This window comes from Phytoactinopolyspora halophila (assembly GCF_003287285.1).
GTDB lineage: Bacteria > Actinomycetota > Actinomycetes > Jiangellales > Jiangellaceae > Phytoactinopolyspora_A > Phytoactinopolyspora_A halophila.
On the sequence record NZ_QMIG01000003.1, the window covers coordinates 393,184 to 411,464 of the forward strand.

15 protein-coding genes are annotated in these 18,281 nt (G+C 67.1%); 5 read left to right on the plus strand and 10 right to left on the minus strand.

All coding sequences use genetic code 11. The features are described from left to right. Positions 1-402: 402 nt before the first annotated feature. From DPM12_RS06565 to DPM12_RS06590, 6 genes are all read right to left on the minus strand, one after another. A complete protein-coding gene (locus DPM12_RS06565; RefSeq protein ID WP_123788459.1) occupies positions 403-762 on the minus strand; it encodes a hypothetical protein in 360 nt (119 codons plus the stop codon). 89 nt (positions 763-851) lie between these two features. Next, positions 852-1,625 (minus strand): metal-dependent hydrolase, encoded by a 774-nt coding sequence (locus DPM12_RS06570; protein ID WP_112257454.1) that lies wholly within the window; start codon positions 1,623-1,625, stop codon positions 852-854. A 233-nt stretch (positions 1,626-1,858) separates the two neighbouring features. Next, positions 1,859-2,650 carry a nucleotidyltransferase domain-containing protein gene (locus DPM12_RS06575; RefSeq protein ID WP_112257455.1) on the minus strand — a complete coding sequence of 264 codons (792 nt, stop codon included), beginning with the start codon at positions 2,648-2,650 and terminating at the stop codon, positions 1,859-1,861. A 203-nt stretch (positions 2,651-2,853) separates the two neighbouring features. Next, complete coding sequence (locus DPM12_RS06580) at positions 2,854-3,930, minus strand: ABC transporter permease (protein WP_112257456.1); 1,077 nt, start codon at positions 3,928-3,930, stop codon at positions 2,854-2,856. Next, positions 3,914-4,900 carry an ABC transporter ATP-binding protein gene (locus DPM12_RS06585; protein ID WP_112257457.1) on the minus strand — a complete coding sequence of 329 codons (987 nt, stop codon included), beginning with the start codon at positions 4,898-4,900 and terminating at the stop codon, positions 3,914-3,916. Before DPM12_RS06585 ends, DPM12_RS06580 begins: the two co-directional genes overlap by 17 nt. Further along, positions 4,897-6,048, minus strand: a complete 1,152-nt coding sequence (locus tag DPM12_RS06590; RefSeq protein WP_112257458.1) for an NEW3 domain-containing protein — start codon at positions 6,046-6,048, stop codon at positions 4,897-4,899. The genes DPM12_RS06585 and DPM12_RS06590 overlap by 4 nt, the downstream gene beginning before the upstream one ends. Before the next feature lie 228 nt (positions 6,049-6,276). Between DPM12_RS06590 and DPM12_RS06595 the strand changes: the two genes are divergently transcribed. Together DPM12_RS06595 and DPM12_RS06600 are read left to right on the plus strand one after the other, a co-directional pair. Next, positions 6,277-6,513, plus strand: coding sequence for a hypothetical protein (locus DPM12_RS06595; protein WP_112257459.1), 237 nt, complete (start codon positions 6,277-6,279; stop codon positions 6,511-6,513). Between the two features lie 5 nt (positions 6,514-6,518). Next, positions 6,519-6,791 carry a hypothetical protein gene (locus tag DPM12_RS06600; RefSeq protein ID WP_112257530.1) on the plus strand — a complete coding sequence of 91 codons (273 nt, stop codon included), beginning with the start codon at positions 6,519-6,521 and terminating at the stop codon, positions 6,789-6,791. Between the two features lie 62 nt (positions 6,792-6,853). On the opposite strand, the gene DPM12_RS06605 is transcribed toward DPM12_RS06600, so the two are convergent. Beyond that, positions 6,854-8,299: an acyltransferase family protein gene (locus tag DPM12_RS06605; protein ID WP_112257460.1), complete on the minus strand. Its 1,446-nt coding sequence runs from the start codon at positions 8,297-8,299 to the stop codon at positions 6,854-6,856. Then, the gene (locus DPM12_RS06610) at positions 8,296-8,955 is read right to left on the minus strand and encodes a phospholipase A2 family protein (protein WP_123788458.1); all 660 of its coding nucleotides are present in this window, start codon (positions 8,953-8,955) and stop codon (positions 8,296-8,298) included. The genes DPM12_RS06605 and DPM12_RS06610 overlap by 4 nt, the downstream gene beginning before the upstream one ends. 184 nt (positions 8,956-9,139) lie before the next feature. Between DPM12_RS06610 and DPM12_RS23545 the strand changes: the two genes are divergently transcribed. The 3 genes from DPM12_RS23545 (at position 9,140) to DPM12_RS06625 (ending at position 12,704) form a co-directional block, all read left to right on the plus strand. Then, positions 9,140-10,993 carry a sensor histidine kinase gene (locus DPM12_RS23545; protein ID WP_211658541.1) on the plus strand — a complete coding sequence of 618 codons (1,854 nt, stop codon included), beginning with the start codon at positions 9,140-9,142 and terminating at the stop codon, positions 10,991-10,993. Then, positions 10,983-11,663 carry a response regulator gene (locus DPM12_RS06620; protein WP_245951211.1) on the plus strand — a complete coding sequence of 227 codons (681 nt, stop codon included), beginning with the start codon at positions 10,983-10,985 and terminating at the stop codon, positions 11,661-11,663. Before DPM12_RS23545 ends, DPM12_RS06620 begins: the two co-directional genes overlap by 11 nt. A 291-nt stretch (positions 11,664-11,954) precedes the next feature. Further along, complete coding sequence (locus DPM12_RS06625; protein ID WP_112257463.1) at positions 11,955-12,704, plus strand: phosphatase PAP2 family protein; 750 nt, start codon at positions 11,955-11,957, stop codon at positions 12,702-12,704. A 57-nt stretch (positions 12,705-12,761) separates the two neighbouring features. On the opposite strand, the gene DPM12_RS06630 is transcribed toward DPM12_RS06625, so the two are convergent. Continuing rightward, complete coding sequence (locus DPM12_RS06630; protein ID WP_158542789.1) at positions 12,762-13,418, minus strand: class I SAM-dependent methyltransferase; 657 nt, start codon at positions 13,416-13,418, stop codon at positions 12,762-12,764. Between the two features lie 104 nt (positions 13,419-13,522). Further along, the gene (locus tag DPM12_RS06635) at positions 13,523-18,217 is read right to left on the minus strand and encodes a PQQ-dependent sugar dehydrogenase (protein ID WP_112257465.1); all 4,695 of its coding nucleotides are present in this window, start codon (positions 18,215-18,217) and stop codon (positions 13,523-13,525) included. Between the last annotated feature and the right edge of the window lie 64 nt (positions 18,218-18,281).

The following is an 18,281-nucleotide window of genomic DNA, read 5'->3' on the forward strand; positions in this document are numbered from 1 at the left end:
GCATCCCCCGCGTGTCAGGTAATTCGCCCCCTCGGTCGGGGCAACGATCTATGTTGTCCAGTGTCGTCATTCGAGCGCGCACGGGTGTGTGGAAAGGCTCGGCTACTCCGTCAGGCAAACCCAACTCCTCGCTTGACGGGCCGAACGCGTTTCGCACCGCAAGGCGCAACTGCTCACCCGATGGCGAGGAGTCGTGCACGGGTGCTTGGTGGCGGCTCGCTCGGTCGCATCTGATGCGATCACGTTACGGTTCGGACTGAGAAGCCAGAGGTGTCTTCGTAAGTCACCGCGGATCAGAGCGATCTTGGTAAGCGGCTCGCGCTGCGGCTGGCTAGCCGCGCTGTACGACCACGCCCTGGAGCTGCAGATGTCGTTGGCAACACGGCGAGTCTTTCGGAATGTTCACTCCTCAGCCGATTCATCATGATCGGTAAGGCAGGTGGAGACGGCATCAGTAAGCCGGCCGAGATACGTGTGAGTCTCCATCAACAATATGGCCGCGCCCGAATCGGTGAAGTAGCGCTCGAGATGGTCGGACCGAGGATGGACACCGTAGTTGCGGAGCTGGCGGAGCAGGGCTGCTTGCGCACGGAGTTCGTCGACTGTGATCCTGAGAGTACGTGTTTGCCGAAGCACTTCCGAGATTCGGTTCATTACCGTCACAATGTTGTCACCGTCGAGCGCCCTTGCGAGCCGAGCGTCGAGGTGGCGCAGTTGCTCACCGGCGACGTACCAGGCGCCCTCGGAGGCAGCACCGAGCATGCTGGCACATCCAAGAAACAGGCCCTGACAGTAGGCCGCCAACGCCTCGACGACGCACCTGCGGGCTCGCGGGTCCAGCTGCAACTCGTCTAGTTCGCCAGCAATCGTTCAGCCAGGGCTTGGGTCCACGGCTGCACGAGCTCGGTCACACCGGGCAGCAAGAGCACCCCGCCCAACGTGCACGCTGGAGCCACTAGATAGGTCTCGACGGTCGATCCGGTACGAAAACGCAGCCAGGACGGCGGGCCGATCTCGTACCAGCACTCTCCGGCGATCGGTATCGGCCACAGGAACGGACATCCGGACACCGTGATGGCGTCACCGAGGCAGTGCACCACGCACCCCAGTGCCACCGCGATCCCGAGCCATCCCGACACTGATGCCAAAGCCGTGGCGGGATCGGTGTTGACCACCCACATCACCACCGACGCCGCTGTGATCGGCAAGAGCCAGTCTCCCAGTGCGTTCTCGGCCAGCAGCAGGCCCAGCAGCACCACCCCGGCGGCGACCCATGGCCCGCCGGCCGCTGTGGCCACCGCCGTGGCCACGCCGATGGCCACGGCGAATACGGCCGTGTGCGTCAGATGCCGATGGGTTCCGGTGCGGGACGGGTCGTCACCAGGACCCTGGGCGAGGCGGTACGCGCCCGCCGACAGGGCACGCAACAGCCGGGACAACGCCCGGGTGACGATGCCCAACAGCCGGGAAGCGCGAGCATTCGGATGGTCCAGGTCGGGCAACAACGCGAACCCGGCCGTGGTGGCACCGAACAGCACCACCTCCCCCACGTCGTCGTGGCCCAGAATGACGGACGCCGCCACACCAGCACACCATCCCGTGAGGGCGTGCGTGCGCCCCATCATGCCGGCATCACCCTCGCCTGCCGGCGCGCAGGCCCATACCGGAAGAGCAGTGAGCGCGGAGGAGACGCGATGACGAGCATGACGGGTTCGTTGTGGATCAGCACGATTCAAGATCATCATGTGGTGGCCGAGACCGGAAACTCGGGTGGCGACGACGTGCCGACAGCTTGTGGCCGGGTGTGCCCGACCAGTCCGATATCACCGGCTGACGGCCACCCGGGACAACACGTCCCTCAGTTCCAGCCCCAGTGCCGCCGCTGCGCGTCGACGGCCCACGCCGTGATCTTGCCGCCGCCGGCACGCTCGGGCAGCGGCGTCTGACCGAGGTCGAGCAACCGCCGCACATCGTGTTCGATGTCCGCGATCTGACTCGAAACCTCCTCGCGGGGCACCTCTCCCCGTTTCACGGCGAGCACCCGTGCACGCTGCTCGTCCACCAGCGGAAGGGTCAGGTGGCCGTCTCGGGCGATCTCCTGGCCTTGGAACGCGAGCCGCAGGGCGTGACTGCCGTATTTGACGTCCCAGCCGAACCGTTCGACGAGTTCGGGCCGATTGGGCACCCGGTTTTGCTTGCCCCGACCCAGCATCCGTTCGTGCTGCGATCGCATGTATCCCAGGAAACGCTCGACGGCGTGCTGGGACAGGAACGACGTACGGATGCTCCGCAGCTCGCTGCCGAGCGGGGTGCATGTGATCAGATCGCTCTCGGGCGCGTACAACGGAAGCAGCGCTGTGGGGTTGCCCTTCACGGCCAGGCGAAGGTACTTGCGCAGGGAGTACAACACCAGATCGACGTCGCCGTGACCAGATCGCACACCCTCGGGCTGGGTACGCCAGATATAGTCCTGCCGAGCGGATGTGACTCCCAATACCAACTCCGGAGGCTCCACGTACAAGCCCATCTCGTCGTGGTCATCCGTTCCCTCGACGGCGATGCCGTGAACGCCGGAGCCGACGACCGACCGGAGAATCTCGTTGGGGAAGGCGACAGAGGCGTCACCATACTCGACATTCGGCGCCGTCATCTGATTCCTTTGAACTCGACCAGATCTGGACAGAGCTCACCATACGGATACCCGCCTCGTGCTGCGATTCGATTTTTCACGATCATCGATACGCGGCAGATGGCAACGGCCACGGCCATGCCTCGCTGACGCCGGCGTGCGTGGAACGCCGGCGTCAGCGAGGTCGGCAGACCGCGAGCGCCAGGAAGAGCGCCCACGCCACCTCAGGCCCGGACTTCCTGGCGCAGGAATGCCACGTAGCCCAGAGTGAACATCACCACGCTGGCGGCTACCAAGGCCGTCACCTGGGGCCAGACCACCAGGAGGCTCTGATCCAGGGAAAGCGGTCCCGGCACGGCCCGTTCCAGATCCTGGGGAAGGAGCAGCCCGACGGAGCGGACCTCCGGGTTGAGCAGCGCCGCGCTGCTGTTCTCGTACAGCGTCGACGGCGACACCAGCGACAGGCTGTATTCCGTGCGTGCCTGCGCGATCTGGCCCTCCCCGGAGAACGCATCGGCGGCCAGACTCGCCAGGAACGTACCGAACAGGGTGAAGACCAGCCACGCGGCGATGGCCACGAGCGCTGCCGTCGCCGGGCGGCGCAAGAGCACCGAGCACAAGAGCGCGAACGCCAGCCACAATCCCATGTAGACCAGCGCCACCACCAGGTACAGCAACAGCCGCGCGACGTCACCGGCCGAGGGCGTGATGCCCATGCGCACGATGCCGACGCCGGCGGTGAGCGCCACCAGAGCCACCAGCGTCAACCCGATCACGGCCAGCCCCGCCACGAACTTGCCGTTGACGATGTCATCACGGTGGATGGGCTGCGACACCAGCCGTGGCAGGGTCCGATCGGATCGTTCCTGATTGACGGCGTCGAACCCGAACGCGATCCCCAGCAACGGGCCGAGAAACCCGATCAGGGCGACGAAGGACGGGATCTGTTCCGGCGACTGGGTGAACAGCAGCAGGAAAACGCTGGTCGCATCGCTCGCCTCGGTTGCCGACTCGCGCAGGAAGCTGGCCGCGGAGACGACCGCGGCCAGGCACGCGAGCCCGATCACGACGAGCAGGACAAGGAAACGTATCGACGTGATGTGATCGGCGAACTCCTTCTCGGCGACGACGCGCCAACCGGATCTGCGGGTTGCCCGCCTGCTCAGCATCCGTTCCCGTATCCGGGCCGCGGGGCCGCGAAGCGGACGAGCCAGGCGCCGCCCGAGCTCGTTCGCCGTCCGCAGCCACGTCACCACGCGCCCGCCGACTGCCGATGTCCACGTGCTATCCGACGGTGTCACCGCTGCCCTCCTCGGCGAAGTAGCGCCGGTAGATCGCCCCGAGCTCTTCAGAGCGCTGCCGCAGGTGAACGACGGTGAGCCCGGCCTCCTGCAGCCGTGTGGCGATGTCTTGCCGAGCGTCGTGCTGGGCGCCTACCAGCCACAGCTCTCCTTCTCGGTGCACACTCACGATTCCCGGAAGATCACGAAGTCGCTCTTCCAGGTCTTGGTCTTCCAGCTCGTCGTCCTGCGCGGTTTGAACCTCGACGACGAGCCGGCCACCGTGCTGCGCCGCGAGCTCGTCTACGGTTCCGGATGCCACCATGCGCCCGTCGACGAAGATCCCGACCCGGCTGCACACGACCTGCACTTGCCCGAGCAGGTGTGACGCGAGCAGCACCGCGACGGATCGCTGCGACGCGAGGTCATTGACGAGATCCAATACCTGATCGGCACCTCTGGGGTCCAGGCCGAGCGTTGGTTCGTCGAGGATGAGCACCTCGGGATCCTTGAGCAGCGCGTCAGCGATGCCGAGGCGCTGGCGCATCCCGTGGGAATAGGTCCGCACCGGTTCGTCGGCGCGTTCGGCGAGTCCCACCTCGTCGAGCAGGCTCGCGATGCGGTCCCGGCGCGTAGCCGGATCCAGACCGTTGAGCTGGGCCGTGTATTCCAGGTTCTGCTGCCCGGTCAACCCGCCGTAGAACCCGGCATTGTCCGGGACGTATCCCACACGCCGTTTGACCTCCAGCGCCTGGCGCGTCGGGTCGAGGCCGACGACGCGTGCCTGCCCTGCGCTCGGCTCGCTGAGGCCCAGGAGCATCAGGATGGTGGTGGTCTTGCCCGCCCCGTTCGGGCCCAGGAGCCCGAACACTTCACCCGGGGCGATCTCCAGATGCAGATCGTCCACCGCCACCGTGTTCCCGTAGTTCTTCGCGAGCCCGTCCGTCCAGATGGCCGGCTCGCGATCATCTGTGGACGTCAGGACGGTCATCGGCGACCATACCTCCGATACACCCAGAACAGTCCGCCCACGGCGGCCACGATCACCAGGATGCCGATCAGGCCCCACCAGCCGGATGTCTCCACCGTGTAGCGGATCTCCATGCTGTCATTGCCACCTTCCGTCGACGCATCGACGGTGACCACGTAATCCCCGGATATCGCGTCCCCGCTCGGCGTGATCCGGGCGATCGCCTGGGCGCTCTCACCTGCCGGGATGTTCTGCATCGTGGACGGCTCGAACGTGACGTCCCAGTTGGACGGCGGCGAGGCGGAGAGGTCGACTCCCTGGAGCGGAGCGTTCCCGTCGTTCTGCACGGTCACCGTGACCGTGCCGGTTTCGCCGGCGTTTCCGGAGGCGTTGAGCCGCTCGGACGCTGTCGACAGCGTCATCGACGGCGAACCGGTGATCTCAGCCGTCAGGGTCGACTGGAGCGTCGTGCCTTCGCCGGATGCCTCGACGCCGATCTCGTAACTTCCGGCGCTCACGTTCTCGGGAGGCTCGGCCTCGACGTTGACGGTGCTCTGGCTGCCCCCGTCGACGGTCACGGTCGCGGCCTGTTGCTCGCTCGATGGACTGGCTGTCACGTTCCACCCCTGCGGGCCGGCGGCCGACAGCGAGAACGTGGCCTCCTGGGCTGTCCGGTTCACGAGCGTCAAGTCGAACCGGTAGCTGTCGCTGCCGCCGCCGCGGAGGGTGTCGAAATCCGTGGTGAGCTCGAACGCGTCCGCGGCCTGTTCCACGACACGTAGGCCAAGATCCAGCGAGTCGTCCCCGCTGCCCGCATCCCCGGACACGGTGATTTCGTACCTGCCAGGTTCGACGTCTTCTGGAACATCGACGTCGAGCTGGGCCTCGGCGGTGCCGCCCGGGTCGGTGTAGATCCCTTCGATCTCACGGCCGTCACCGCGGAACGTCGTGTCCCACCCGTCCGGCGCGTCCGTGATGTCGAGCTGGACGGGTTCTCGCTCGTCGGAGTGGATCTGTAGATCGAATGTGCTGGTCTGGCCCGCCTCCGCGCGGACCGTCGGGTATGGAGTCACGATCTCTGCTGCGGTGGCTGGCGACGCTACGCCGCCAGCGAGTAGGAGGGAAACGATCAGCGTTCCCGAGAGTCGAGCCGAACTGAATCTCGTCATCGATACCCCCTCGATCCTCGTACCGGCAGCACGTTAAAGAGGAGGTCATGGGCTCACAAAGACCCTGAGGCATTTTCTTAGGGTTTGTTCAGGATCTCGTAGCTATATCGTGATTCGTGCCCGGCGACGAGCACCGTGTTCCGGGCACACGACCATCTTCACGAGCCTGGCATTCCAGGCTGGCAAGCTACCTTGACCACAACATGTGAACAAGGTACCTTGTTCAGTGTGGCGGGTGACGAACCGATCATTCTCGACAGCGCCCGCAAGCACGGCGTCGAGGACGACGACACGCTCCACGCCTTGCGCCACCACGTTCGGGCGCTGGCCATGGACGAAAACATGACCATGGTCATCGGCCCCGCACGCGACGCGCAGCTTCTGGAGGTCGGCTTCGTCGAGTCCGCACAGGGCGACATGCTCGTGATACACATGCCCGCCCGCGACAAGTTCCTGAAGGGGTGACGCGCATGCCACGGACCACAGCAGAGATCATCGCACAGGCCGACGAGCTGGCCCGCCAGTTCGAAGACTACGAACCGCAGCCCGGCGACGAGGAGAACGTGTCGCCGTTGACGCGGCTGCGGCTGGCCGCGCTGAAACGGGCCGAAGCGGAACGGGAAATGGTGAATCGTGTGCGGGCCGCGCGGGCCGATGGTGCGCAGTGGCGCGACATCGGCGAAGCGGTCGGCACGTCGGGTGAGGCGGCGCGGCAACGGTACGGCAAGCTCGTCGACGCGTGACCAGCTGGCACGACTGGTCCGTTGGTGACACTTCTGGTACACCCACTCGGCGATCAGGCCACCTATATGTGGTGTGACCTGCGGTCATGTGAGCCGCGGTGACAGGACAGGAGCCAGCCAACCAGTAGACAGACGGAACTCGGCAGCGATCCCCGATCGAGACCCAGCAACCACCCGTCCGTCGAGCCGAAAGGCTCCAGCCCGGAGGTGGCGTAACCGGCCAGACCTGCCGTGGCCAGAACGAGACCCGATAGCACGGCCACGGCGGCCGGCGCGGGCCCATCCCCGCCGCGCCCTCGCTCCCGTCGCGACGTGTGCAGCCGTTCCAGGCGGGACACCGGTACCGCGAGCAGCACGAGCACGACGAGCAGGATCGCCAGCCAGAGCGGGCGGGTCATCCACCACCCCATCGTGCCGCCCTCGGGCAGCCCCACCTCCAGCACATACGCCGCGCCCAGGACAGCGACTAGCGCCACGAGGTGCCAGAGATAGACCGTCATCGCCATGGCACCGGCCGATACCACTCCGCCCCATACTCGCGGCCGTTGCAGCCACCTCTCCAGGCGGGGCCGGATGAGCATGACCAGGGCCGTCTGGCCGGCTGCCAGCAACGCCAGGCAGAACGATGGCGGATTCATGTTCGACATCTCTCCCGCCACCCCCACCATGCTCACCGGGTACGGACCCAGTGACGTCAGGGCGGCCAGGCATGCCGCGACAGCAACCACGATCGCCCACGATGTTCGGCGCGGCACGCGCGCCAGCCGGCCGTCGGCGTACCAGAACCCCAGCTGCTGGGCGAACAGCCAAACCAGCAGGAAGTTCGTGTATGCGATGCCGCCGGCGTCCGTGGTCATCCGGGTCAGATCCGCCGTCGCGACCGCCCCGGCCAGCCCGGCCAGTACCCCCGCCGGAGCACGCGCATGCAACTGGACCATCACCGGCGCGAGCGCCGTCACCACGATGTAGATCGCCAGGAACCACAGCGGTTGCCCCCATGCCTGCGCGATCTCGCCCACCATCGTCTCCGGCAGCCCGGCGAGCCGTGCTATCCCCAGTGTTCCCTGTGCCAGCAGCGCGAACACCAGAACGGGAGTCAGCAGCCTGCTCATCCGGGCCCGCACGTACGCGACGTAACAGCCGCGAACCTCGCGACGGTGATCGTGGCGCTCGCCCGCCGTCTCGTTCCCTGTCCACCGGCTCGCCCCGCAGATCCGGCGCCACACCGTCGCGTTGGCGAAGCCGCCGGCCACGAAGAACAGCGGCATCACCTGGAACAGCCACGTCACGATGTGCAGCGCGGGAAATTGGTCCAGCACGTTCGACGCCCGCACTCCGCCGTCGACGACGCTGACATCCGCCATCAGCCAGTGCCCCAGAACGACGACCAGCAGGCTGGTCACGCGCACCGCATCGATCACGCGATCGCGGTCGTCCGGTGTGGACGCGGCGATCCACGCCGGCCCGGACGTGGCCGCCGACCCCGACAGGGTTGGTGCCGCACTCATCCGGCCACCTGCTTCCCCACAGCGATGAACGGCGCGTTCGCGGCTCGCCGCCGCAGCCGACCGATGACCGGCGGCCCGACGACGGCCGCCGCGATCAGCACACCAGAGGCCACGTAGGGTCCGGCGTCCTCGCGGCCGGGGATTCCCTGGCCCTGGCGCCACGAGTTGGCCTTGATGATTCCTTCGCCCGCGGTTGCCACCGCCCGGCAGGCGGCGCCGCCGTCCACCTGCTCACAGCGGCGCCGCAGGTCCTCTCCCAGCAGATCGTCGACGGCGACCCGTGCCCAGGGGCCCAGTTCCCCGTCCCGCTTGCTGGCGTAGCGCAGCAGGTCGTAGCCGTAGTCGTGGGTCCGGCAGACGCGCTGGAAGTCGTACCGCGTCGCGCCGAACGGCGTCGAGCAGTCACCCGTCGGCTTGACCACGTGAGCCGCCCCATCGGGCCGGTTGACGATCTCGGGCCGGTATCCCATCACGTCCGCGAAGTCCTCGGGCACGGCATCGTGGATGGGGCCGTCTTCGATGCCGGTCAGAACGGCGACGGCGCGCGCCGCTCGCGGGTCCTCGGGCCCACTGGCCGCTGAGCTCACCTGCCCGGCACCGGTGATCACCAGCGAGACCAGAATCGCCGCCAACAGCACACCGATACGTGCCCACATGACGTCCCTTTCGCCGTGTCCGCCGGCTGATCCGGCGATCACAGGCGACGCTAGGGAGCTGGCCGGGAACGATCGTCCCGCTGCGGAGCCGTCTTCACCTGCACACCTCCGTATCCCTCCGGAGCCCGCATCACTCTGTGGAGCTACTCGCCAATCACTCCGAAGAGCGACGCGCGAGAGCTGCGTGACGGCTACGCTGATCGGCGTGGTCGACGACGAACGCGGTCAGCGGCGACGCCCGCCGTGGCGATGGCTGCCGTGGCTGACCTCGCTCGCCCTGTTTGTCATCGCTACCCAGGAGGCACCCGACGTCCTGGACTTCGACGCGGTCGAGGGTGGCCTCCTCGCGGTCGTCGCCGCTGCGGCCGCGCTTCCGTTCGGGTTGATCGCCACTCGGCTCGCGCCACTCGGCTGGCTCGTCTCGGCCGGCTCCGCACTCCTGATCTCACAGACGATCCCGGTACTCGACGGCGACCCGTGGCCGTGGCCCGTCGTGCACGGCCTGGTGCTGCTCGCCTTCGTCTTCGCGATTGCTCTGCGTCCGCCACCGGACCTGTCGCCGTTCCAGCGAAGCGGCACGGTGGCGCTCGTCTGGCTGGCCACCGCCGCATTGTTCGTCGTGTCCGTTCCCGCCGACCTGCGCGCCGGGTGGGCCGTCGGCGTGACGGCACCGGCAGCCGCCGGGACACTGCTGCGTTGGCTCGGCTGGCTGAGCCCGAACGCGCCGGACGCGCCGGCCGGGAACGCGGCCGGCAGCACCGATGCCGGTGAGCTCCAGCGGTGGCTCGCGGAGGCACGGCGTAGCTTTCGCACCGCATACGTCAGCTGGGTGCGATCACCACGTACCGGGCCACCCTTCGCCCGCAGGTTGCTGGACGATCGGCCCTGGGCCGAGTGGGCACGCGGGGTCATGCCGTGGCTCCTCGCCTTCGGGGTCTTCTGGATCGCCATGGCCTCGATCCAGGAGACGCTGATCGTGCACGATCTCGTCCTGCCCTTCTTCGCCGGCCTGATCGTGCTTCCGGTGGGGATCGCCCGGGACTACGCGCTGCTCGGCTGGCGGCTGGCCACGGTGGTGGCCTTGATCATCGCCGTCATCGGCACGCCGAGCCCTTCCGGCCAGGATCCCGGCACCTGGCCGGTCATCCAGCAGTGGGTCTGGCTGGCCATGACATTCCTCGTCAGCGTCCGGCACGATCGGGCCACCACGCTCTGGGTGTGGGCAGCCTCGGTCGCGACCATGTCCGCCGGCACGGTTAACGACACCGGCCAGGCCGTCACGCTCGTCGTCACCACCTCGGCCGCGGTGTTGATCGGCGACCTGCTCCGCACCCGGCGCCTGGCCAGCCACGAGGTCGAACGGCAGGCCGAACTCAGCGAGCTGGAGAAGGCGCGGCGTACTGTCCTCGAAGAGCGCACCCGCATCGCCCGCGACCTGCACGACGTCGTCGCTCATCACATGTCGATGGTGGTCGTCCAGGCCGAGTCCGCCCCGTACCGCCTCGACGAGCTCTCCGAGACTGCCCGCGCGGAATTCACCGCGATCAGCGCGTCGGCTCGCCAGGCACTCGTCGAGATCCGCAGCATGCTCGGCGTGCTCCGCAGCGAGGACCACACCGTCGCCACGGCGCCACAGCCGGGCTTGGACCAGGTCCACGAGCTCGTGGATAGCGTGGCCCATTCGGGCGTTCCGGTGCACATGGAGACGGCGGGAACGCCGATCACCGTCAGCGCGGCCACCGGCCTGTCTGCCTACCGGATCGTGCAAGAGTCCGTGGCCAACGCCTCCCGGCACGCCCCGGGCGCGCCCGTCGTTGTCCATCTCCGATATGCCGGAGACACCATCGAGCTGCGCGTCACCAACGATCCGCCCGCCGTTCCCGTTGCCGCCGGGGCCCCTGGACATGGCCTGATCGGCATGCGGGAACGCGCCAGTGTCGTCGGTGGGTCCCTGGACGCCGGTCCCCTGCCCGACGGCGGCTACGAAGTGGTGGCCGTCCTACCTGTCGATGTCGAGGAGTCAACGGGTGAACAGTGACCAGCCGATCCGGGTGTTGATCGCTGACGACCAGGCGATGGTGCGGCAGGGCTTCGGCGCGCTGCTCACGGCCCAGCCGGATATCGATATCGTTGGCGACGCGGACGACGGTGCGGAGGCCATCGATGCCGTGCGCCGCCTGGCACCGGATCTGGTCCTCATGGACGTCCGGATGCCGAACGTGGACGGGCTCGAGGCGGCTCGCCGCATCATGCGCACCCCTGGAGGAAATCCCCCGAAGGTGGTCATGCTCACCACGTTCGATCTCGACGACTACGTCTACGAGGCGCTGCGCGCCGGCGCCAGCGGCTTCCTGCTCAAGGACGCTCGCGCCGACGACCTGGTCCACGCCGTCCGGGTGGTCGCCGCCGGCGACGCGCTGCTGTCTCCGTCGATCACCCGCACCCTGATCGCGGACTTCGCCCGGCGCCCGGCGGCCAACCGACCTCAGCCCGAGCAGCTGCGGGTGCTGACCGCACGCGAGGTGGAGGTGCTCAAACTCATCGCCACCGGCATGTCCAACGCGGAGATCGCCGACACGCTGGTCCTCGCCGAGCAGACCGTCAAGACGCACGTCGGCCGGATTCTCACCAAGCTCGATTTGCGCGACCGCGCCCAGGCCGTGGTGCTCGCTTACGAGTCCGGTCTCGTCCAGCCCGGTACCGCATGAACGGCATGCCGAACATCCGGGTGGGAACCGGACACATTACGTGACATCGATCGACTATTCACGCTTTTCGCAAACTTGTGAAATCTATGTAGGATGGTGAAGTGGCTGCTGTTGATTCACTGGGCTCTAGTACTGAGCTCTAGTGATGTGACCTGCGGAGCATGTCGGGTACCCGGAGCAGCTAGGGTCGGCAGCGGCGCATACATGAGGAAAGAGACGGGTTGGACAGTGGCCCGGGCGCGACGGTGAGCCGCACCGGGTCCGACGATATGGAGTCACTGGGTTGGCATCATGCTCACACGACCGTGGACCACTCCCCGGCCGATCCTGATCGTCGAACTGGCGATCGTTGCCGCCGCTTACCTGCTCTACTCCCTGATCCGCAACGCGGCACCCGAACGTGAAGCGCTGGCCATCTACAACGGCCTGCAGGTTTGGCAGCTCGAACAGACCCTCATGCTCGATATCGTGCCCTGGCTCAACCACACCATCAACGACATCACCTGGCTCATCGTCGGCATGAACTACTTCTACGCCATCATGCACTTCGTCGTCACGGCAGGCGTGCTCATCTGGCTGTACTGGCACCACCCCGGCCGCTACCGTGCCGCGCGCACCACCCTGGCGTGCACCACCGGCCTGGCCCTGCTCGGCTACTACCTCTATCCTCTGGCACCGCCGCGGCTCCTGCCCGGCGCCGATTTCATCGACACCGTTCGCGTCCACGAGACCTGGGGCTCACTAGCCAGCGGAGACCTCAAAGCTGTCTCGAACCAATTCGCTGCCATGCCCTCCATGCACGCCGGCTGGTCCCTGTGGTGCGGCATCATGCTCATCCTGTTCGCCCACGCTCGCTGGGTCAAAACACTCGGCGCGATCTACCCCTTGGCCACCCTCATCGTCATCACCGCCACCGCCAATCACTTCGTCCTCGACGCCATCGGCGGCTGGCTCACCCTCGCCGCCGGCTTCGCGCTCCAGTGGGCCATCTACAGACGCCCGGCACACACGTTCCCCCAGCACGCCATCAGCACCACGTAAGCCCGTGCACGTGGTCACTCCTGCCTCTCGGGAGGAACCAGACCGGCAGCTCGCCAGCTAGGAGGCGGTCATGGGGCGAAGCCGGGCCCACGTCCGGGTGTCGTTCACCCAGCCGGTTAGCACCAGGCCGGCCTGTGCGGCGGTATCGGCCATCATGGTGTCGTCGACGTGCTCGAACGAGAAGTCGTGCCGCCACGTGCGCTCGCCGAGTCGATACTCGGCCGTTGCCCAGAAACCGTCCGGGCTGCGATCGCGGATCGTGACGGAGGTGTGCACCAGACCGGCGTTGCCGGACCCGTCGTCGGGCTCTTCCGCCCAGGCCGGCGGGTAACGCTCGATCAGCACCACACCGTCGTCGCTGACGTGTCGGGCGCACACCTCCATGAGCCGGATCCGGTCCGCCTCGCCACGACGATTCACCAGATGGCTGGCCACGACGACCCCGCCGAAACGCCGTTCGAGGTCTAGCTGATACAGATCCATGCAAACCGTCTCCGCGCCGGTCACGTGCTGCAGCATCAGCGGATCGTTGTCCACGCCCACCACCTCGTGCCCATAGGCGAGGAGTACCCGCGTCAGCCGCCCCACGCCGCAGCCCAGCTCCAGGACGTCCGCATCACCGGCAATCGCGTCATGAATGATCGCCGGCTCGTCGCCCGCCGGTATCGCCAGATACACCCCGACCGGGCTGCCGTCCGGTGCCGTATGTGTCACGCTCATCTCCTGGAGGCTTCCCGAACAACGATCATCGATCTAAGTGGCACCGATACTCCCATGCTGATCATCCACCATCATCACCATGGACATGTACACCACCGTCAACGATCATGCCGACGCAGGTGTTCGGCGGCCTCCAGCAGGTACGCACGCGCCTGCTCGTCGGCGACGTCCCCGGCGACGCGCACGAAGCGATCGAACGCCAACCCGGCCGGGCGAGCAAGCTCTCGCTCTACATGCCGCTGCCCTGTGGATAGGTGCGTATCCAGCTGCCGGTACTGTGCCCGATCCAGCGCGCCCTCGTCGTAGAACCGCTCCAGCGCCTCGAAGACGCCCGCGAACGTGACCGTGACCTCGAACGGCACCGAGACTTCCGCCTCGTTTCCCGCCTCGTCCACCACCGTGGCCGCCACCGAGTGCTCGCCGACCTCCGGAGTCAGGTTCGCTGGATTCTCCACCGGTTCGCCGTCCAGCTCGACCGTCACCGACGCGACCCCGGACGTGGCGTCCTCGGCCACCGCCTCCACGTCCAGCGACGCACCCAGCTCGTACGAGCCACCATCCTCGACACCATCGACCACCACGTCCGGCGCCGTCGCGTCGATACCGAACGAGAGCTCTTCGTCCTCGGAGACGTTGCCCGCGCCATCGGAGGCGTGTGCCTCCACCACGTGCTCGCCGTCCTCCTCCATGACAACCGGCGCGGTGTAGACCTCCCAGTCACCGCCGTCCATCCGGTACTCGATCAACACCTCGCCATCACCGTCGTCGGTGGCCGTGGCCGACACCTCTACCGGAGCCGTCCACCAGCCATTCGCACCCGGCGGCTCGGCAGGGTCGGCGGCCAATTCAAGCGACGGCGGCGTGGTGTCCGTTTCCTCCTCGACAACGTGGAAGTAGTCGAACATTGCCGTCTTCGACTCGTTCTGCGGCCCGCCGAGCGCGAACAGGCCCACCTGGATATCACTCTCGGCCAGTGCGCCATTGGTCACCGGCTCGCCCATGTCCGTCCAGGTCTCGCCGTCGGCGCTGTACGAGCCGGTGTAGGTGTCGCCGGACTTGGCGATCCGCAGGTACCAGACGCCCTGCTCCAGATCGCCCGCATTCGGCTGCGGGTTCTGGATGGCGTCATCGACCTCGCTGCGCAGCTCGATCCGTGGTGAGACCGGGTCCCCGGCCGCGTTGTCGACGACATAGTCGAACTTGACGTAGTTGTCGTCGTCGGCGTAGACGATCAACCCGCCCTGCTGGTACTGCTCGTCGAGCGCCGAGCCGTCGACCTTGGTCTCCACCGTCCAATCGTCCGGCCCGTCACCGCTGGCGTGCGGTGCCGGCTGCAGGAAGAAGTTGGCCGGATCGGAGTCACCGGTCTCGTAGATGTCACCGTCGCTGGTGTCGACCTCCAGCTGGCCGTCCGCCACCCGGTAACCACTGGCGTCCGGCCGGAGCACGTTCCACCGGCATCCGTCCAGCATGGCGCCGTCGAACTCGTCGTCGGGCTCCGCCGCGGGAACCGTGTCGTCGGGCGTGATGTGGAAGTAGTCGAACCTCGCCTCGGTGACCGGGTTGCCGGTACCGGACAGCGCCACCAGGCCGATCTTCGGGTCTTCCATGCCGGCCAGGCTCTTCGTCTGCGGCATCTCGGTGAAGGTCACGCCGTCGGCGCTGTACGCCGCGCGCAGGTCGCTGCCGTCACTGATGTAACGCACCCACACCGTGTCCGGATAGTCGGCGCCGAGCTCGCCGGTGTTGCTGTCGCCTACCTCGTTCGGATCGCCATTCTCCTCCCGGATGAACTGGAAGATCCGGGCGTCCGGATTCACGCCGGACGTGTCCCGGCCTTGCAGCATCATCTTGGCGTAGTTGTCGTCATCGCCGTAGATCATCAGTCCCGCCTGCTGGTAGGCCTCGTAGGCCTCCATGGTCAGCTTGGCGGTTGCGGTGAACGGTCCATCCGGCAGGTCTTGCAGGACGATGTTCGGGGTGTCGGTGTTATTGGTTCCGTAGATGTCGGTGGCCGACGCCGGCAGCACCAGGTCCCCGTCGTCGACCTGCACATCCTGGTTCTCCCGAATCACGGTGGTCCAGCGGTCCCGGTCCAGCTCGTCGCCGTCGAACCCGTCCGACCTGCCGTCCAGGCACAGCGCCGGCTCGCCGTCTCCGCCGTCACCGTCATCGACCTCGATGGTCACCGTCTCCGACGCTTGCGCGCCGCGGGAATCGGTCACGGTTACCTGGGCGGTGTAGTCGCCAGCCTCGGTGTACGTGTGCGACGCCGTTGCGCCGGTAGCACTGCCACCGTCGCCGAACTGCCACGCGTAGGTCAGCGGCTCGTCACCTTCCGGGTCACTCGCCTCCGCGCTGAACTCCACGTCGAGCGGTGCCGTCCCGCTGGTCGGATCCGCGGTGACCTCCACGTCCGGACGCTGGTTCTCCGTGACGCCCTTGCCACCGAAGTCCACCCAGTTCACGTTGAGCTGGCCGTCGATCAGCACGAAGTACAGCGGCCCGCTCTGGGTCGCGGTCTCCCCGCTGATCTCGCCGGTGAACTCGTCATACACCTGCCAGTCGCCGGTCGCGTCGACCTCGATGGTGGACACCGCCGGCCCATCCGGCGCGCCGGTACGAACCTCGACGGTCGCACCATCGTTCGGTGAGGCCGCACGCAGGGTGATGCCGTCCATATCGGTGAGGTTCATGGGTTCCCATGCCCACCAGTCGTCCGGCTCGATCCAGCCGATGTTCTGGCCTCCCCCGGCCGTGTCGCCGGTGTCCTGCACCTGCACACCTGGATCACCGCCGGAATCCGAGCCCGCCAGCCGGCCGGTGTCGTCGAAGTGCTCCGCCTGGCGCCGTTTCGGCTGCAGGACGAGCACTTCCTGGCTGGTCAGCGGGCTCGCGCCGTTGGCGCCGCTGTCCGTGACGGTGACCGTGACGGTGCCGAAGATGTTCGCGCCGGTGTGGCCCTCGTCGCCGGGCAGCGGGAACTCACCCGTGCACCCGGTGTACTGCTCGTAGCCATGGGAGTGGTCGTCGTGCCCCAGGCCCGGCTGGGTCACGATCTGCTCGCAGTCGAGCTCACCGTCCTCGGCATCGGTGGCGCTCACCTCGTAGGCGATGGTGTCGCCGAACTCGAAAAACCCGCCGTCGACGGGTGCGGTGACCGCAATCTCCGGTGCGGTGTTACCGGCCACGACCTCGACGTTGGCGATGTCTTGCTGGCCATCCGCGTCGGTCACGGTGAGCGCGACCGTGTAGTCGCCGGGTTCGGTGTACGTGTGCGTGGCCTCCGGCTCGGTGGAGTCAACGGTGCCGTCGCCGTCGAAGTCCCACTCGAAGGTCAGCTCCGTGCCCTCCGGGTCCGACGACGCGGAGCCGTCGAAGGTGACCTCCAGCGGTACCGGCCCGGAAAGCGGATCGGCATCGATCCGTGCCACGGGATCCCGGTTGCCTCGCACGTAGTCGATCCGGTACACGCCGGAGTCGGGGTTGTCACCGCCAAAACCGGACCCCCATTCGATCAGGTACAGCGCGCCGTCCGGCCCCCACTGCATGGCCATCGGCCGGAGGAAGTCCCACTCGTCGAAGATCTGGTTGATGTCAACGACCTCGGAGACCGACTCGTCCAGCTGGAACGTGTACAGGTTGTTCTGGTTCCACTCGCCGAAGATCGCCTTGCCGTCCCAGTACTCCGGCCACTGGCGGTCGGACTCCAGCTCGGCGTCGTAGCGGTAAACGCCACCGGCCATTGGCGCGCCACCACCACCGATCTCCGGGAATTCGGGGTTGGCCGAGTACCCGTACCAGACCTCGGCCTCGATCGCCGGGGGTAGTTGGGTGATGCCGGTGTTGTTCGGCGAATCGTTCACCGGTCCCCCGGCACAGTCGAACGGCTCCCCGGACTCCCCGGACTCGAAGTCATAGTCGACGTACGGCGTGTTGTCGCCGACGCAATAGGGCCAGCCGTAGAAGCCAGTCTCGTCGACGATGTTCCACTCCACCCGGCCGTCCGGCCCCCGCTCCGGATCGGAGCTGCCCGCGTCCGGGCCGTAGTCGGCCACGAGCAGCGTGTCTGTGGCCGGGTCGACGCCGATGCGGAAGGGATTGCGGAAGCCCATCGCGAAGATCTCCGGCCGGGTCTGATCACCGGTGTCCTCCGACTCGGCGAACATGTTGCCGTCCGGGATCGTGTAGCTGCCGTCATCCTCGGGATGGATGCGCAGCACCTTGCCGCTGAGACTGTTGGAGTTGGCCGCCGTTCGCTGCGCGTCCCACAGCTCGCGGCCGTCGCGTTCGTCGATCGGCGTGTAGCCGCTGGACGCGAACGGGTTGGTGTTGTCGCCGGTGGCGACGTACAGGTCGCCGTTGCCGTCGAACTCCAGGGCACCGCCGGCGTGGCAGCACTCCTCCCGGTTCGTCTCGTACTCCAGAACCACCTCTTCGCTGTCCAGGTCCAGGCTCTCCCCGTCCAGCGTGAAGCGGGACACCCGGTCGACGGCGTCACCGCCGGCCGGCGAGTAGGTGAGATACATCCAGCTGTTGCTGGCGAAGTCCGGATCGAGCGCGATGCCCATCAGGCCGAACTCCTGGCCCGTGTACACGTCGAGCGAGCCCACCGTGGTGGCCGAGCCGTCCGGCCGGATCAGCCGGACGTCGCCGTTGCGGTCGACATAGAAAACCCGCCCGTCGTCGGCCACGGCCAGCTCCATCGGATTGCTGGTGGTGTCGTCCAGCACCACTTTCTCGAAATTGTCCGGCTGGCTGGCGCCACAGCCGGTATCGGTGGTGTCGGTCACTCCGGCGGCGGTTTCGATGCCACCCAGAATGTGATCTAAAAACGCCGGCTCGGAAAACGACTCC

Bases quoted from the DNA above. Each gene is read 5' to 3' on its own strand.
- DPM12_RS06585 (WP_112257457.1), bottom strand. From the start codon at position 4,900: ATGACCGTCCTGACGTCCACAGATGATCGCGAGCCGGCCATCTGGACG.
- DPM12_RS06610 (WP_123788458.1), bottom strand. From the start codon at position 8,955: ATGTGGGCACGTATCGGTGTGCTGTTGGCGGCGATTCTGGTCTCGCTG.
- DPM12_RS06605 (WP_112257460.1), bottom strand. From the start codon at position 8,299: ATGAGTGCGGCACCAACCCTGTCGGGGTCGGCGGCCACGTCCGGGCCG.
- DPM12_RS06570 (WP_112257454.1), bottom strand. From the start codon at position 1,625: ATGATGGGGCGCACGCACGCCCTCACGGGATGGTGTGCTGGTGTGGCG.
- DPM12_RS06590 (WP_112257458.1), bottom strand. From the start codon at position 6,048: ATGACGAGATTCAGTTCGGCTCGACTCTCGGGAACGCTGATCGTTTCC.
- DPM12_RS06600 (WP_112257530.1), top strand. From the start codon at position 6,519: ATGCCACGGACCACAGCAGAGATCATCGCACAGGCCGACGAGCTGGCC.
- DPM12_RS06625 (WP_112257463.1), top strand. From the start codon at position 11,955: ATGCTCACACGACCGTGGACCACTCCCCGGCCGATCCTGATCGTCGAA.
- DPM12_RS06575 (WP_112257455.1), bottom strand. From the start codon at position 2,650: ATGACGGCGCCGAATGTCGAGTATGGTGACGCCTCTGTCGCCTTCCCC.
- DPM12_RS06565 (WP_123788459.1), bottom strand. From the start codon at position 762: ATGCTCGGTGCTGCCTCCGAGGGCGCCTGGTACGTCGCCGGTGAGCAA.